This window comes from Ruegeria marisrubri (assembly GCF_001507595.1).
Lineage (GTDB): Bacteria > Pseudomonadota > Alphaproteobacteria > Rhodobacterales > Rhodobacteraceae > Ruegeria > Ruegeria marisrubri.
The window spans coordinates 14479-30397 of record NZ_LQBQ01000004.1 but is presented as its reverse complement, the minus strand read 5'-3'; the positions used below and the strand labels follow the sequence as shown (position 1 = coordinate 30397).

Sequence of the window (15919 nt, the reverse complement as noted above, 5' to 3'; positions counted from 1 at the left end):
GGTGCGGACCGGATGATTTCTGCTGAAGACCTGATTGCGCTGGTCCGCAATTACAACCCGAAAACGAATGCCGACCGCATCGCCCGGGCCTACGAGTTCGGGCTGAAAATGCACGAGGGGCAGTTCCGCCATTCCGGCGAGCCCTACTTTTCCCATCCCGTCGCCGTTGCCGCCATCCTGACCGAGCAGAGGCTGGATGACGCCACCATCATCACCGCACTTCTGCACGACACGATCGAGGACACCAAGGCCAATTACGGCCAGGTGGCCGAACTGTTCGGCGAAGAGGTGGCGATGCTGGTCGACGGCGTCACCAAGCTGACCAACCTGCAGCTGTCCAGCCGCGAAACCAAGCAGGCGGAAAACTTCCGCAAGCTGTTCATGGCCATGTCCAAGGACCTGCGGGTGATCCTGGTCAAGCTGGCCGACCGTCTGCACAACATGCGCACGATCAAGGCGATGCGTCCGGACAAACAGGTGCAGAAAGCGCGCGAGACGATGGACATCTATGCGCCGCTGGCCGGCCGGATGGGCATGCAGTGGATGCGTGAGGAACTCGAAGACCTCGCCTTCCGCGTCCTGAACCCCGAAGGGCGCCAGTCGATCATCCGCCGCTTCATCACGCTGCAACGCGAAACCGGTGACGTGATCCACCGCATTACCGGCGACATGCGGCACGAGCTGGAAAAGGCCGGGATCGAGGCCGAGGTGTTCGGCCGCGCCAAGAAACCCTATTCGATCTGGCGCAAGATGCAGGAAAAGGACCAGGGCTTTTCCCGCCTGTCCGACATCTACGGGTTCCGCATCATTACCCGGTCCGAGGAAGACTGTTACCGTGCGCTGGGCGCTATCCACCAGCGCTGGCGTGCCGTTCCGGGCCGGTTCAAGGACTACATCAGTCAGCCCAAATCGAACGGCTATCGCTCGATCCACACCACGGTGTCAGGCCGCGACGGCAAGCGGGTCGAGGTGCAGATCCGCACCCGCCAGATGCATGACGTGGCCGAGACCGGCGTGGCGGCGCACTGGTCCTACCGCGACGGCGTGCGCTCGGAGAACCCCTTCGCGGTGGACCCGGCCAAATGGATCGCCAGCCTGACAGAACAGTTCGACAACGAGGAAGATCACGAGGATTTTCTCGAGGCCGTCAAGCTCGAGATGTACTCGGACCAGGTGTTCTGCTTCACGCCCAAGGGCGACGTGGTGAAGCTGCCGCGCGGGGCGACGCCGATCGATTTCGCCTATGCCATCCACACCCGCATCGGCCACGCCTGCGTCGGCGCCAAGGTCGACGGCATCCGCGTTCCGCTCTGGACGCGGTTGAAGAACGGTCAGTCTGTGGACATCATCACCGCCGATGGCCAGACGCCCCAGGTGACATGGCTGGAGATCGCGGTGACCGGCAAGGCGCGCTCCTCGATCCGCCGCGCCTTGCGCGAGGTGGACCGCGAGCGATTCATCAAGCTGGGCAGGGAACTGGCCCGCGCCGCGTTCGAACATGTGGGCCGCAAGGCCACCGACAAGGCGCTGGAAACGGCCGCCAAGCATCTGCGGCTGAAGAACAGCGAGGAATTGCTGGCACGGCTGGGCAGCGCGGAACTCACGGCGCATGACGTGATCGAGGCGGTTTACCCGGAACTGGCCAAGGACGAGGGCGAGGCCGTTCCGATGCGGCGTGCGGTGATCGGTCTGGAGCCGGGGCAGAGCTTCGAACGTGCGACCTGCTGCCAACCGCTGCCGGGTGAGCGCATCGTCGGCATCACCTACCGTGGCAAAGGCGTGGTGGTGCATGCCATAGATTGCGATAGGTTGGGTGAATTCGAAAACCAGCCGGAGCGCTGGGTGGACCTGCACTGGCATTCCGGCCGGCACCAGGCCGCCTACAGCGCGACGCTGGACATGACGATTGGAAATGATGCCGGCGTGCTGGGGCGTATTTGCACATTGATCGGTGAGAAAAAGGCCAATATCTCCAACTTGGAATTCGTGGACCGTAAGCCGGATTTTTACCGCCTGTTGATCGATGTCGAACTGCGGGACGTAGAGCAACTGCACTCATTGATGCTCACGCTTGAGGCGGAAAATGACGTGGCCTCGGTTGAACGTTACAGGGAAAAAGCCGAGACGGTAGCCACGGCAGGCTGAGAAAGGACGATCAGGAGTGGTTTTCAAGCGCCGAGACCGACGCTCGCCCGTCCAGATCGCCTCGGAGTTTGTCTACCCCCGCGGTGGCTGGACCCGCGCCTTTCACTACGTCAAGCACCGGGTGCGCCGGCTGCCGGATTCGCCCGAGCGGATCGCCCGCGGAATCGGCGCCGGGGTGTTTGCCTCGTTCACGCCGTTCTACGGGCTGCATTTCGTGGTGGCGGCGCTGCTGGCGCGGCTGATCAACGGCAACATCCTGGCTGCTCTCAGCGGAACCTTCTTCGGCAATCCGCTGACCTATGTCCCGATTGGAGTGGTCAGCCTGCAAACGGGCCATTACCTGCTGGGAACCGAGTTCGATGAGGGTCACAAGCAGGGGCTGATGGGCAAGTTTGCCAGCGCCCTGAGCGATCTCAAGGACAATCTGATCGCGCTCTTCACCGACCGCGACGCCGACTGGCAGGGGCTGATGGTGTTTTATGACGAAGTGTTCTTTCCCTACTTGGTCGGCTGCATCATACCGGGCTTGATCGCGGCATTTGTCTGCTACCACCTGAGCCTGCCTGTCACCCGCACCTACCAGCAGCGACGCCGGGCGAAGATCAAGGCGAAATTCGAGGAAATCAAGCGTTTGGCCGAATCCAGGGCTGCCGTTTCGCAGCCGGACACACTAGGCTCGGCGCAACGGTTGGAAAAGGAAACGAACGATGTCTGACACCCGTCTGCGCCTCGGCGTGAACATTGACCACGTGGCAACGGTTCGGAATGCCCGCGGCGGCGCCTATCCCGACCCGCTGCGTGCCGCCAAGCTGGCCGAAGAGGCCGGGGCCGACGGCATCACCGCGCATCTGCGCGAAGACCGTCGCCACATCTCGGATGCCGATATCGACGGTCTGATGGAGGTGCTGTCGGTGCCTCTGAACTTCGAAATGGCGGCCACCGAAGAGATGCAGCGCATCGCCCTGCGCCACAAGCCTCACGCGGTCTGCATCGTTCCCGAACGCCGTGAGGAGCGGACGACCGAGGGCGGTCTCGACGTGGCAGGAGACGAGGAACGGCTGGCCGAGTTCATCGCGCCGCTGCGCGAGGCAGGCTGCCGGGTGTCGATGTTCGTGGGGGCCGAGCCGGCGCAGATCGAAGCCTCGGCGCGGATCGGTGCGGCTGTGGTCGAGTTGCACACAGGCGCCTATTGCGATTTCCACGCCGAGGGCCGCGTCGCCGCCCGCGACGAAGAACTGGGACGGCTGCGCGAGATGTCCACATACGCCCATTCCCTCGGTCTCGAGGTCCACGCGGGCCACGGCCTGACCTATGACACGGTGCAGCCTGTCGCGGTCTTTCCCGAAGTGCGCGAGCTGAACATCGGCCACTTCCTGATCGGCGAGGCCATCTTTCGCGGCCTGACCCCCGCCATTCAGGAAATGCGCCGCCTGATGGAGGGGGCGCGGGCGCAACCGAAACTGTCAGGGGCCGGCTCCTGACATGATCCTCGGCATCGGCACAGATCTGGCCAATATCGACCGCATCCAGGGCACGCTCGACCGGTTCGGCGACCGGTTCCGCAACCGCGTCTTCACCGAGACCGAACAGCGCAAGGCCGAACGCCGCGCCGACACCGCGGGCACCTATGCCAAGCGCTGGGCCGCGAAGGAGGCCTGCTCCAAGGCGCTGGGCACCGGTCTGCGCATGGGCATCGCCTGGAAGGACATGGCGGTCAGCAACATCCGCACCGGTCAGCCCGTCATGCATGTCACCGGCTGGGCCGCCGACCGCCTGAAGGAAATGACACCACCGGGGCACGAGGCGATCATCCACGTCACCCTGACCGACGATCACCCCTGGGCACAGGCATTCGTCGTGATCGAGGCGCGTCCCGTGGCGGAACCGTCCGGGCAACCTTGACTCGCCCCGTTCCGCCCCGCATGTAGCAGCCAATCTGAAAAGGACTGGAGACCCGCATGGCCACGAAAGCCAAGACCGGAAACGCCGTTTGGGAGACGATCAAGACGATCGTCTATGCCCTGTTGATCGCGGGCGTGTTCCGCACGCTGTTCTTCCAGCCCTTCTGGATCCCCTCGGGCTCGATGAAGCCGACCCTGCTGATCGGGGATTTCCTGTTCGTCAACAAGATGGTCTACGGCTACTCCTACGCCTCGTGCCCCAGCCTGCGCATTCCCGCGGTCGGGCTGGACATCGACGCCAAGGACCTCTGCGGCTGGCTGGCTGGTGACAACGACCGCATTCTGGGCGGTGAGCCCGAGCGCGGCGACGTGGTGGTGTTCCGGCACCCGGTCACGGGGCGCGACTACATCAAGCGGCTGATCGGCTTGCCGGGGGACAAGATTCAGGTCAAGGACGGTGTTCTGCACATCAATGGTTCCGCCGTGAAGCTCGAAGAGAACGGCGTGTTCGAAGAGGTCGCCGAACCGCAAGGCCCGCAACGTCTGCGCCCGCGCTGCGAGAACGGGCCGGTGGGAACCGGCGGGATCTGCCAGAAATCCGAGTATATCGAAACCCTGCCCAACGGCGTATCGCATGCAATCCTGAACATCGACGATCAGGCTTCGGATCACACCGGGATCTACGTCGTGCCCGAGGGGCATTTTTTCTTCATGGGCGACAACCGCGACAACTCCAGTGACAGCCGTTTGCCGCAGGTGGCCGGTGGTGTGGGCTATGTGCCCTATGAAAACCTGATCGGGCGCGCGGACCGGGTCATGTTCTCGTCCGCCGGGCGGTCGATGCTGTTCTTCTGGACCTGGCGCAGCGACCGGTTCTTCAAGGGGATCGAGTGAAACTTTCAGCCGACATAAAAGCGTTCCAGCAGCGGATCGGGTATGAGTTCAAGAACCCCGAACTGCTTGTTCGTGCCCTGACGCACGGGTCCGTCTCGTCCGCCACCCGCCCCGACAACCAGCGGCTCGAGTTTCTGGGTGACCGGGTGCTGGGCCTGGTGATGGCAACCGCGCTGCTCGAGGCCGACAAGGGTGCCACCGAAGGGCAACTGGCCCCGCGTTTCAACGCGCTTGTCCGCAAGGAGACCTGCGCCGACGTGGCCCGGCAGGTGGATCTGGGCGCGGTGCTGAAACTGGGGCGGTCCGAAATGCTGTCGGGTGGGCGGCGCAAGCAGGCCCTGCTCGGCGACGCGATGGAGGCCGTCATTGCCGCCGTTTACCGCGACGCCGGTTTCGAGGCGGCGCAGGACGTGATCCTGCGGCTCTGGGGAGACAGGATCAATTCGGTCGAAGCCGATGCCCGCGATCCCAAGACCGCGTTGCAGGAATGGGCGCAGGCGCGTCGCCAGAAACCTCCCAGCTATGTCGAGGTCTCGCGCAGCGGGCCAGATCACGCGCCGGTCTTTACCATCGCCGTTCGCCTGCAGGACGGCACCGAAGAGCAGGCTACCGCAGGCTCGAAACGGCAGGCCGAGCAGGCCGCGGCCAAGGCGCTGCTGTCGCGCCTGACCTGAGAGGCAACTCGGATCCCGCCGGATGGCACCAAACTGGCGGCAATCACCCTTTTGGCTCTTCGTCGGCGGCCTCCATCCAGCCGTTTTCCCAGGACTGATGATCGACGCTGTCGAAGGCGTACGGGTTGGCGGTCAGCGGCTGGCCGTCGCGCCGCGCCTTGTAGCCCTGGTCATAGCTGGTCTCGCGCGGGTCCATCCCGCTTGCGTGATGGGCGGTGGCACGGATATGCGCGGCATATTCCGGATACTGCATCAGGTCCGACTGATCGAGCCCGTCCGGGTGTTGCCTGAGCGCGGCGACCCCGCGTTCCGTAAGGCGCCACTTGCCGTCGGCTTCGGGTTTCAGAATGCCGGCGATTTCCAGATCGGACAGGTGCTCGGCAAGTCTCTGGCGGAGGGTTTCCGGCGGCAGGCCGGGTTCCTCGTTGGCCTGACGAAACAGATCGGCAAGCGCTGCTTCGCAGGTTTCCAGCGTGATCGGACCGGCCTCGGCCTTGTGCATGATCAACGCAACGAGGCTTGGTGTGCTCAACAATGGAAAATCGTCTTCGAACATGGCACCTACCCGCTTTCCGGGCCTTTCAGTCTAAGACACGGATGGGCCTGGGTAAAGACGAAGGTCTTGGCGGAGAGAGCCCGGACATTCCCCTTCGCAAAACCCTCTGGCCCGAAACGGCAATCTGCTGTAGGGGTGCGGTCTTACAGACAGGACCATACGAAAATGACCACACGCGCCGGATTCATCGCCCTGATCGGAGAGCCCAACGCGGGCAAGTCCACCCTTCTGAACCGCATGGTCGGGGCCAAGGTCTCGATCGTGACGCACAAGGTACAGACCACCCGTGCCCGCATTCGCGGCGTGGCGATCGAGGGTGACGCCCAGTTGGTCTTCGTCGATACCCCGGGCCTGTTCAAACCCCGCCGCCGGCTGGACCGGGCGATGGTCGCCGCCGCCTGGGGCGGGGCCGCCGACGCCGACATCATCGTGCTGCTGGTCGAGGCGCATCGCGGCATCACCGAGGGTGTCGAGCGTATACTCGAGGGGCTGGCCGAGATCGGGCAGGGCCGCAAGGTGGCGCTGGCGATCAACAAGATCGACAAGGTGAAATCCGAGGAACTTCTGGGCCTGACCAAGGACCTGAACGACCGCTACGACTTTGCCGAAACCTTCATGATCTCGGCCGAGCGTGGCTACGGCGTCGATGACCTGCGCCGCTGGCTGGCCGAGCAGCTGCCCGAGGGGCCGTGGCTCTATCCCGAGGACCAGATCGCCGACCTTCCGATGCGGATGATCGCGGCCGAGATGACCCGCGAGAAACTGACCCTGCGGCTGCATCAGGAATTGCCCTACCAGCTGACCGTCGAGACCGAGAACTGGGAAGAGCGCAAGGACGGCTCGGCCAAGATCGACCAGGTGATCTACGTGGTGCGCGACGGGCACAAGGGCATCGTGCTGGGCAAGCGGGGCGAGACCATCAAGGCCGTCAGCCAGGCCGCCCGCGCCGAGCTCGAAGAGTTTCTGGGCCGCAAGGTCCACCTGTTCCTGCAGGTCAAGGTGCGGCCCAACTGGCTGGAAGAGGCCGAGCGGTATTCCGAGATGGGGCTGGATTTCAAAGACGGTAACGCATGACGCGGCTGACCGCCGAATTCTGGGTCCACGCCTATCTGGCGCGGCTGCGGTTTCAGGAGATCCCCGCCTTTGTCGTCGCGCACGGTGACGACACCGCCGGTGCGGTGCTGGTCAAGCTCAACACGCTCGACGGCAATGCCACGGCCTTCCAGCGCAGCTTTGACCTGCTCAGTGGCGAACGGAAATGGGTCGAACTGTCCTCCGGCCCCGAGGCCGAGGTGGACGAAGCCATCGCCCGCCAGCGCAGCTTTGACCCCGACCTCTGGGTGATCGAGGTCGAGGACCGGCAGGGACGGCACCTGCTGGGCGAAGAGGGGTTGTCAGATTGAATGTGCACTGCATGATTGCACATGAATATTTGATCGCGGTTCAACCCTCACGCCGATGATTCCGCGGCCTCGCAAGGGTCATCCAGCTGGAAACTAGCAATCTTTTCATCCACAAAGACAAAGACAACCGGGCTCGAACAATCCTTACCGGTCTTGGCGACCCCTACCAGGATTGTCTGACCGTTCTGGAGGCTAACGCTGTTGAACCAGACACTCGTGTAGGGCTCGGCCTGCTCGAATTGCGATTTCATCAAATCAAGTGGATATTGCTGCTTCATTTCTGCCGACACCAACTTATGGGCGGAAGAATACTGCCGCTGCGCGAGGAGTGTGATGAACTCTCTCGCGATTGCCCGCTCTTGGCGGCTTAGGAAATACAGCGTTCCGGCGAAAAGAATGAGCAGGATTGCCAATGCGGCGAATGCTTTGAACAACCAAGCAAGGATTTTCTTTAACGTTTTCATTTTTTACCTTTTCCAACGCTAGTCACTTCAATCATTGCAAGAACAGAAAGATGGCGTCACCCGGTAATGGTGTGCAGGCAAGGAAAAAAATGACGCCTTGCGTCGGGTCGGCGAGCATGGAGAATGCGAGGATGGACTGGCGCGATCACGGCATACTTCTGACCACCCGTCGCCACGGCGAGACGGCGGCCATCATCGAGGTCTTTACCGAAGGCCACGGGCGCCATGCCGGCGTGGTGCGGGGCGGCACCAGCCGCAAGATCGCGCCGATCCTGCAACCGGGCGCCCAACTGGACGTGACCTGGCACGCGCGGCTGCAGGAACATATCGGCACCTTTCAGGTCGAGCCCCTGCGCTCGCGTGCGGCAGCGGCGTTTTCCGGACGGCTGGCGCTGTCGGGGCTGAACGCGGTGGTGGCGCTGTTGTCCTTCTGCCTGCCGGAACGAGAGCCGCATCCGGGCATCTACAAGCAGACCGAACAACTGATGGACCTGCTCGGGCAGGACGAGATCTGGCCGCTGGCCTATCTGCGCTGGGAACTGGCTTTGCTTGAAGAGTTGGGTTTTGGCCTCGACCTCAGCCGCTGTGCCGTGACTGGCGCGACCGAGGGGCTGGTCTATGTCTCGCCCAGATCGGGCCGTGCCGTAAGCGCGGAAGGGGCAGGATGCTGGGCCGACCGGCTGTTGCCCCTGCCGCCCGTCCTGCGCGGGCAGGGCACCGCTCCGGATGCCGAGATTGCCACCGGGTTGCGGACCACGGGTTATTTCCTGACGCACCGCGTAGCACCGTCGCTGGGGCACAACCCGCTACCCGAGGCGCGTGCGCGCTTCGTCGATCAGTTCACTCGGCGGCTGTGAACACCATCTCGTGCCCGTCCTCGTTTCGCAGGATCAGCACGTCACCGGACACTTCGGATTGCGTCATCGCCATCAGCGCCGCGAAATAGCTGCCTTCGGCCTCAAGATCGGGGCAGGCCATGTGGGTTGCGCTCAGGTTCTTGACCTCGAACCAAGGGTAGGGCGCAGCCTGCACCCCGGAATAGCTGTTGCAGGGGCCTTCACCGGCAATCCTGCCTTCTTCGGAAAAGCTCAGCGTGGCTGAAGCCTGGAACGGCTGCCGGTCGATTTCCTGCAAACGCCAGATCTTGCCGCCGGCGCCATAGGCGGCGACGGTTTCATCCTTGTCGCACTGGAGCAGGGCCAGCAGGGGAACAAGTGCAATCGCGCGCAGCATAAATAAATTCCTTGGTTGAACCGCTCCTAGCGGAAACACTATGCGTCGCGCAACAGGGTCGGCATTTCCGAAGAAAAGAAAAAAGCCCGGTGGTGACACCGGGCGTAGTTGGGGAATGAAGAGGGTTTGAAAAATGACTAGCCGAGCAGGCGCCGCGCGATGACCTGGGCCTGAATTTCAGCGGCGCCTTCAAAGATGTTCAGGATGCGCGCATCGCACAGAACGCGGCTGATCTTGTATTCCAGCGCGAAACCGTTGCCGCCGTGGATCTGCAGCCCGTTGTCGGCCGCAGCCCAGGCGACGCGGGCGCCCAGCAGCTTGGCCATCCCGGCCTCCAGATCGCAGCGCTGGCCGTGATCCTTCTCCCAAGCGCTGAAATAGGTCAGCTGGCGCGCGATCATGATCTCGACCGCCATCATCGCCAGCTTGCCCGACACGCGCGGGAAGTTGATCAGGGCCTTGCCGAACTGCTTGCGCTCCTGCGCGTATTGCATGGCGATGTCCAGCGCGCTCTGCGCCACGCCGATGGCGCGGGCGGCGGTCTGGATACGGGCGGATTCGAAGGTTTCCATGAGCTGCTTGAAGCCCTTGCCTTCCTCGCCGCCCAGCAGGTTCTCGCCCTTGACGTGGAAGCCGTCGAAGGCCAGCTCGTATTCCTTCATGCCGCGATAGCCCAGCACCTCGATCTCGCCGCCGGTCATGCCGGGGGTCGGGAAGGGGTCTTCGTCGGTTCCGGGGGTCTTTTCCGCCAGGAACATCGACAACCCGCGGTGGTCGGTGGTTTCGGGATCGGTGCGCGCAAGCAGCGTCATGACATGGGTGCGCGCGGCGTGGGTGATCCAGGTCTTGTTGCCGGTGATCTTGTAGTCGCCGTTTTCGTCCTTGATCGCACGGGTCCGCAGGCTGCCCAGATCCGACCCGGTGTTGGGTTCGGTGAACACGGCCGTCGGCAGGATCTCGGCGCTGGCGATCTTGGGCAGCCATTGCGCTTTTTGTTCGTCGGTGCCGCCCGCAATGATCAATTCGGCCGCGATCTCGGAGCGGGTGCCCAGCGAGCCCACGCCGATATAGCCCCTCGACAGCTCCTCCGAAACGACGCACATCGAGGCCTTGGACAGGCCGAACCCACCATATTCCTCGGGGATGGTCAGGCCGAAGACACCCATTTCGGCCAGTTCCTCGATGATCTCGATCGGGATCAGCTCGTCCTTAAGGTGCCATTCATGCGCGTTGGGCTCGACCTTTTCCTGCGCATAGCGGCGGAACTGGTCGCGGATCATCTCCAGCTCTTCGTCCAGGCCCGAGGCACCGAACATGGTGGCGCCCGATTGCGCCTCCATCAGCTCGACCAGACGGGTGCGGGCCGCCTGACTGTTGGCCGAACGCATCAGCGTCTGAACCTCGTCGCACTGGAACCCGGACAGTGCGTCCCAGCCCAGGCCCAGATCCTGCAGGCGCACGACCTCGCCCTGGTTCATCGGGATACCGCCGGCGATCTGGTGCAGGTACTCGCCGAAAGCGATCTGGTGCAAAAGCTGCTCCATCTCGCCGAACTTGCCCTCGGCCTCCAGCGCCTCGGCCCAGCGCTGCATCTGCTTGAGAGATTGGTGATAGGTGGCCAGCCAGGACAGGCCATGCGCGGCGGTCTGGTTCGCCTCGATCAATGCGCCCGAAACCCGCCCGTCGGACGTGACCATGGCGCGCACCGACTCGCGCGCAAGGTTGAACACGGTCTCGACCGGGGCAAGCGCCGCGCCGGTCAGCCGCAGAAGGTCGGGCAAAATAGCGGGGTTCGTCATCGTCGTTACATCCTGTCCGTCATGGGCCATGAATCAGGTCCTCTCTTGCGTCCAACGGTCATATCATTTTGCACATGCAGCGCAACAAAAATTCGCAACAATGCCTGAAAGTGTTCGAAAATTACCTGCGTGGTTTTGCAGTGCAGAGAAAATTTCGGGTGATATGAAAGGGTATGACCATGTTCACCCTCCTTTCCCCTCAAGACCTGGCTCTGGCCTGTGGCGTCGCCCTACTGGCCGGTTGCGTCAAGGGGTTGGTGGGGTTCGCCATGCCCATGATCCTGATATCCGGCCTCAGCATGGTCCTGCCACCCGAACTGGCGCTGGCGGGTTTGATCCTGCCCACGCTCGCCACCAACGCGGTGCAGGCCCTGCGCGAAGGCCCCCAGGCGGCGTTGGACTCGATCCGCCGGTTCCGGGTGTTTCTGCTGGTGGGGCTGCTGTTCCTGCTGACCAGTGCGCAGCTGATCACGCGAGTGCCCACGTCAACCTTCCTGCTGATGATCGGACTGCCCGTGGTCGCATTTGCCCTGATGCAGTTGCTGGGGGTGAAGTTCTCTCTGCAGGAAAGATCGCTCCGCGTCGAAGCCGCAGCGGGTGCGGTCGCCGGTTTCGTCGGCGGGATGTCAGGGGTTTGGGGGCCGCCGACGGTCGCCTACCTGACCGCGCTGGACACCCCCAAGCGCGACCATATCCGGATCCAGGGGGTGATCTATGGGCTGGGGGCGGTTGCCCTGACCTTTGCCCATCTGGGCTCGGGCATCCTGCGTGCGGAAACGGCGCCCTTCTCGGCCGTGCTGATCGCCCCCGCGATGATCGGGATGTGGGTTGGCTTGCGGTGGCATGATCGGATCGAGCAGACGACCTTCCGCAAGGCGACCCTGGTGGTGTTGCTGGTTGTCGGCCTCAACCTGGTTCGCCGGTCACTGATGGGCTGATCCGTCAGTTGGCCGAACGCATGAAGCGAAAGGCATAGAAAAGCCCCAGCATCAGAAAAAGCAGCCCGAACGTATCGCCGATGAGAAAGGCGAAATACGCGCTCGGTTCGCTGCCGAAGGCCATGTTGGTCGTGACGGACAGCAGGATCGACGACAGCACGCCCGCCACCATGACGCAGGCCCAGCAGGGGGCGCGGTCGGGCCGAGGGAAAAGATCCCATCCCAGCACTTTGAGAACATGAAACACGGCCGGCGCTGAAACCACGGCGACAAAGATGGATTGCAGACGGCTTGGCAGAAATACATCGGCCCCGCCGAGATAGGCAAAGACGATGAATACCCCAGGCAGCAATGCGATCACGGCGCGCCATCCCATCAGCCAAGCCGCGAGGACCCGCACGCCGTGTGGCAGGAACAGCAGGCTCGCCCGGCTCGCAAATTCCGGGAAAAACGCATTCTGCAGCGGCATCAACACTTCGAAGGTCAGAATTGATGCAACCACATAGGCCAGAGAGGCCCAGAACGTATCCGAAATCAGCGAGCGCAATGACTTAAACAGCGACCAAGGTGAAGCGTTTACTTGCCTGGGGCATGCACGATGTAGCGCCCCCGGTTGGCAGTGCTGCTCTGGGACAGATACCCCTTGCGAACCAGGGATTTCAGGGCCCGGAAAAAGGTCGGACGAGACACGTCCTTGACCAGCGTGTGTTCGATCAGGCCGAAGGTCCGCACCTCCTCTTCGGTTTTGGACAGTTCACCGGCGGCATAGTAGATGTCGCGCTCGACCGGAGACAGCCCTTCCAATCGCAAGGTCCGTTCCATGCTCTGCATGAGTTTGCGAAGTTCTGCGAGTTTCGAGATTTCGGTCATACTATCAACACTTGCCTTTTTGTTGGGCGCTCTCTGCCTTTCGTCCTCCAAGAGATGCGCGGATACATGGCTGGCCTGCGTGAAACCCAAGCATCACGAGAGCCAGCCGGTTCTAGCGCTGAAACTGTTCCAAGCTCGCTGAGTTGCGGATGTAGAGTGAGTGGGCATCTGCAGTCCAGAGATTGTCATTCAGCGCGAACCCGACGTCAAAGCGCCGGGTTCTATGGTTCAATGGGAGGAGTGTCTATCGCGGGATGGCTCCGAAATCAACGAATTTGTATGTGCATTTACCCCCAATTCGACAGGTTGGCAGACCGTCGAAAAGCCAGAAACCCGGGGCAAAATGCGACGAAGAGGCCTTCTGGCCTCTCCGGTTCAGCCGATAGCGACCGCTTTTACGTCTTCGTCGATGAATGGCAGGTACTGCTCGAAGTTCTCGGCAAACATCTGCACCAGCTTGGCGGCTTGCTTGTCGAAGGCCTCCTGGTCGTCCCAGGTGCGGCGTGGATCCAGCAGAACCTCTGCCACGCCGGGCACTGAAACCGGCACGTCAAAGCCGAAATTCGGGTCCTTGCGGAACTCGGCCTCGGCCAGCGAGCCGTCCAGCGCGGCGGTCAGCAGGGCACGGGTGGCCTTGATCGGCATGCGCGAGCCGACGCCATAGGCGCCGCCGGTCCAGCCGGTGTTGACCAGCCAGCAGGTCGCGCCGTGCTGGGCGATCTTTTCGCGCAGCAGGTTGCCATAGACCTCGGGGCGGCGCGGCATGAACGGCGCGCCGAAGCAGGTCGAGAAGGTCGGCTGCGGTTCGGTCACGCCACGCTCGGTCCCGGCCACTTTCGAGGTGAAGCCCGACAGGAAGTGATACATCGCCTGCGCCGGGGTAAGCCGCGCGATCGGAGGCAGCACGCCGAAGGCGTCGCAGGTCAGCATGATGATGTTCTTGGGGTGACCACCCACTGCCGTTTTCGAGGCGTTCGAGATGTATTCCAGCGGGTAGGCGCAGCGCATGTTCGCGGTCAGGCTGTCGTCGTCGAAATCCAGTTCCTTGGTTTCTGGGTCGAACACCATGTTCTCGATCACGGTGGCGAACTTGGTGGTGGTGGCGTAGATTTCCGGTTCGGCCTCGGGGTTGAGGTTGATGGTCTTGGCATAGCAGCCCCCTTCGAAGTTGAAGGTGCCGCGATCGGACCAGCCATGCTCGTCATCACCGATCAGAACCCGCGCCGGATCGGCCGACAGGGTCGTCTTGCCAGTGCCCGACAGGCCAAAGAACACGGCCGTATCCACCGGGTTGCCAACGGCGTGGTTGGCCGAGCAGTGCATTGGCATCACGCCCTTTTCCGGCAGAAGGTAGTTGAGCAGCGTGAACACGGACTTCTTGTTCTCGCCCGCATATTCGGTGCCGCCGATCAGGATCAGCTTGCGGTCGAAGTTCAGCGCGATCACCGTTTCGCTGCGGCAGTCGTGCTTTTTCGGGTCCGCCTGGAAGCTGGGGCAGTTTATGACGGTGAAATCGGCCACGAACTCGTTCAGATCTTCGCGGTCCGGACGGCGCAGCAGGTGGCGGATGAACAGGTTGTGCCAAGCAAGCTCGGTCACCATGCGTACGTTGATCGAATAGGCCGGGTCGGCCCCGCCCACGAGATCCTGCACGAAGTAGTCCTTGCCCTTCATGTGCTCGAGCATGTCGGCATAGAGGGCGTCGAACCCTTCGGGGCTCATCGCGGCGTTGTTTTCCCACCAGATGCTGTCGGCGACGCTGTCGGTCTTGACGACATGCTTGTCCTTGGGCGAGCGGCCGGTGAACTTGCCTGTCGTCACCAGAAAGGCACCGCCGTTGCCCAGCGTGCCTTCGCCCCGCTTGATGGCCTCTTCGATCAGCGCCGGTTCCATGAAGTTGTAATAGACATTGCCCAGACCCTCGATGCCCTGATCTTCGAGGCGGAATTGCGGGTTAACCCGTCCAGATGTCATGCGATATTTCTCCTATGGCGGCGCTGCGACCTTTTGCGTGACGCGTGCGCTCTTGGGGCGATTGTCCGGCTTCCAACCCGGCCGGTGCGCGGGTCTTATCATGGTCAATCGGGAGGTGAACAGGACGGTTTGGCGCAGTTAGCGCAACCAAGCAAAAGTTTAGCGCAACCATGAAAAGCCTGCCCATTCGGGCGGCGCATATCCTGCTCCCGGTAATGCTTTTTTGTCTCATTTAAAGCCACAGTTTCCGGGCGAATCGCAGTTATGGATTGATTCGCGGCCGCAAAAGGGGGAAGAATGCCTGAAAAACAACGAAGACAGGGCAGTAGCGAGAGCAGTAACAGGGGCATTCCAAATGTCGAAGATTGCACTGGTGGATGACGACAGAAACATCCTGACGTCCGTATCCATGACACTCGAGGCCGAGGGCTTTGAGGTAGAAACCTACAATGACGGGCAGGCCGCGCTGGACGCCTTCAACAAGAAACTTCCCGACATGGCCGTTCTGGACATCAAGATGCCCAGAATGGACGGCATGGACCTGTTGCAGCGACTGCGGCAGAAATCCCAGATGCCCGTGATCTTCCTGACATCGAAGGATGACGAGATCGACGAGGTTCTCGGGTTGCGCATGGGGGCCGACGACTACGTCAAGAAGCCGTTTTCACAAAGGCTTCTGGTCGAGCGCATCCGGGCGCTGCTGCGGCGGCAGGAGGCGAACGCAACCGATACAGGCAGTTCCGGGGTCGGCGAAGCCAAAGTGATGGAGCGCGGCCACCTGCGCATGGACCCATTGCGCCACGCGGTCAGTTGGAAGGGCATCGACGTGTCGCTGACGGTTACCGAGTTCCTGCTGTTGCAGGCGTTGGCCCAGCGGCCGGGTTTCGTGAAAAGCCGCGATCAGCTGATGGACGTGGCCTATGACGATCAGGTTTACGTGGATGACCGGACCATCGACAGCCACATCAAGCGCCTTCGCAAGAAGATGCGTACTGCCGACCCGGAATTTTCCGCGATCGAAACACTGTACGGAATCGGGTATAGATATAACGAGGAATGATCGGTCTT

18 protein-coding genes are annotated in these 15919 nt (G+C 62.3%); 11 read left to right on the top strand and 7 right to left on the bottom strand.

Going from position 1 to position 15919, the window contains the following annotated elements:
* Window positions 1-12: 12 nt before the first annotated feature.
* The 6 genes from AVO45_RS05780 to rnc are packed head-to-tail and all read left to right on the top strand — an operon-like array spanning window position 13 to window position 5614.
* Entirely contained in the window at window positions 13-2145 is a 2133-nt protein-coding gene (locus AVO45_RS05780) for a RelA/SpoT family protein (RefSeq protein ID WP_068344993.1), read from the top strand.
* A gap of 16 nt (window positions 2146-2161) precedes the next feature.
* On the top strand, window positions 2162-2860 hold the full coding sequence (locus tag AVO45_RS05775; protein ID WP_068344992.1) for a DUF2062 domain-containing protein: 699 nt from the start codon (window positions 2162-2164) through the stop codon (window positions 2858-2860).
* Complete coding sequence (locus AVO45_RS05770; RefSeq protein ID WP_068344991.1) at window positions 2853-3626, top strand: pyridoxine 5'-phosphate synthase; 774 nt, start codon at window positions 2853-2855, stop codon at window positions 3624-3626. Before AVO45_RS05775 ends, AVO45_RS05770 begins: the two co-directional genes overlap by 8 nt.
* 1 nt (window position 3627) lies before the next feature.
* The gene (gene acpS, locus AVO45_RS05765) at window positions 3628-4047 is read left to right on the top strand and encodes a holo-ACP synthase (RefSeq protein ID WP_068344990.1); all 420 of its coding nucleotides are present in this window, start codon (window positions 3628-3630) and stop codon (window positions 4045-4047) included.
* 56 nt (window positions 4048-4103) lie between these two features.
* Window positions 4104-4940 carry a signal peptidase I gene (gene lepB / locus AVO45_RS05760; protein WP_068344989.1) on the top strand — a complete coding sequence of 279 codons (837 nt, stop codon included), beginning with the start codon at window positions 4104-4106 and terminating at the stop codon, window positions 4938-4940.
* Entirely contained in the window at window positions 4937-5614 is a 678-nt protein-coding gene (gene rnc, locus AVO45_RS05755; protein WP_068344988.1) for a ribonuclease III, read from the top strand. Before lepB ends, rnc begins: the two co-directional genes overlap by 4 nt.
* A gap of 43 nt (window positions 5615-5657) precedes the next feature.
* On the opposite strand, the gene AVO45_RS05750 is transcribed toward rnc, so the two are convergent.
* On the bottom strand, window positions 5658-6170 hold the full coding sequence (locus AVO45_RS05750) for a ribosome modulation factor (RefSeq protein ID WP_068344987.1): 513 nt from the start codon (window positions 6168-6170) through the stop codon (window positions 5658-5660).
* 165 nt (window positions 6171-6335) lie between these two features.
* Between AVO45_RS05750 and era the strand changes: the two genes are divergently transcribed.
* Window positions 6336-7244, top strand: a complete 909-nt coding sequence (gene era, locus AVO45_RS05745; RefSeq protein ID WP_068344986.1) for a GTPase Era — start codon at window positions 6336-6338, stop codon at window positions 7242-7244.
* Complete coding sequence (locus AVO45_RS05740) at window positions 7241-7573, top strand: DUF1491 family protein (RefSeq protein ID WP_068344985.1); 333 nt, start codon at window positions 7241-7243, stop codon at window positions 7571-7573. Before era ends, AVO45_RS05740 begins: the two co-directional genes overlap by 4 nt.
* Window positions 7574-7620: 47 nt before the next feature.
* Here the strand turns inward: AVO45_RS05740 and AVO45_RS05735 are convergent, their stop codons facing one another.
* The gene (locus tag AVO45_RS05735) at window positions 7621-8037 is read right to left on the bottom strand and encodes a hypothetical protein (protein ID WP_068344984.1); all 417 of its coding nucleotides are present in this window, start codon (window positions 8035-8037) and stop codon (window positions 7621-7623) included.
* Between the two features lie 131 nt (window positions 8038-8168).
* Here AVO45_RS05735 and recO point away from each other — a divergent pair, with 131 nt between their 5' ends.
* On the top strand, window positions 8169-8894 hold the full coding sequence (gene recO / locus AVO45_RS05730; RefSeq protein ID WP_068344983.1) for a DNA repair protein RecO: 726 nt from the start codon (window positions 8169-8171) through the stop codon (window positions 8892-8894).
* Here the strand turns inward: recO and AVO45_RS05725 are convergent.
* Together AVO45_RS05725 and AVO45_RS05720 are read right to left on the bottom strand one after the other, a co-directional pair.
* Window positions 8878-9270: an META domain-containing protein gene (locus AVO45_RS05725; RefSeq protein WP_068344982.1), complete on the bottom strand. Its 393-nt coding sequence runs from the start codon at window positions 9268-9270 to the stop codon at window positions 8878-8880. The two genes, recO and AVO45_RS05725, sit on opposite strands and share 17 nt — an antisense overlap.
* Window positions 9271-9407: 137 nt before the next feature.
* The gene (locus AVO45_RS05720; protein WP_068344981.1) at window positions 9408-11099 is read right to left on the bottom strand and encodes an acyl-CoA dehydrogenase family protein; all 1692 of its coding nucleotides are present in this window, start codon (window positions 11097-11099) and stop codon (window positions 9408-9410) included.
* A 143-nt stretch (window positions 11100-11242) separates the two neighbouring features.
* On the opposite strand from AVO45_RS05720, the gene AVO45_RS05715 reads away from it, so the two are divergent.
* Window positions 11243-12007 (top strand): sulfite exporter TauE/SafE family protein, encoded by a 765-nt coding sequence (locus tag AVO45_RS05715; RefSeq protein WP_068344980.1) that lies wholly within the window; start codon window positions 11243-11245, stop codon window positions 12005-12007.
* A 4-nt stretch (window positions 12008-12011) separates the two neighbouring features.
* Here the strand turns inward: AVO45_RS05715 and AVO45_RS05710 are convergent, their stop codons facing one another.
* From AVO45_RS05710 to AVO45_RS05700, 3 genes are all read right to left on the bottom strand, one after another.
* Window positions 12012-12476, bottom strand: coding sequence for a hypothetical protein (locus AVO45_RS05710; RefSeq protein WP_240482083.1), 465 nt, complete (start codon window positions 12474-12476; stop codon window positions 12012-12014).
* Between the two features lie 107 nt (window positions 12477-12583).
* On the bottom strand, window positions 12584-12829 hold the full coding sequence (locus tag AVO45_RS05705; protein WP_240482079.1) for a hypothetical protein: 246 nt from the start codon (window positions 12827-12829) through the stop codon (window positions 12584-12586).
* A 423-nt stretch (window positions 12830-13252) separates the two neighbouring features.
* Window positions 13253-14851, bottom strand: a complete 1599-nt coding sequence (locus AVO45_RS05700) for a phosphoenolpyruvate carboxykinase (RefSeq protein ID WP_068344978.1) — start codon at window positions 14849-14851, stop codon at window positions 13253-13255.
* A 355-nt stretch (window positions 14852-15206) separates the two neighbouring features.
* On the opposite strand from AVO45_RS05700, the gene AVO45_RS05695 reads away from it, so the two are divergent.
* Window positions 15207-15911, top strand: coding sequence for a response regulator transcription factor (locus tag AVO45_RS05695; RefSeq protein ID WP_068344977.1), 705 nt, complete (start codon window positions 15207-15209; stop codon window positions 15909-15911).
* Window positions 15912-15919: the final 8 nt, after the last annotated feature.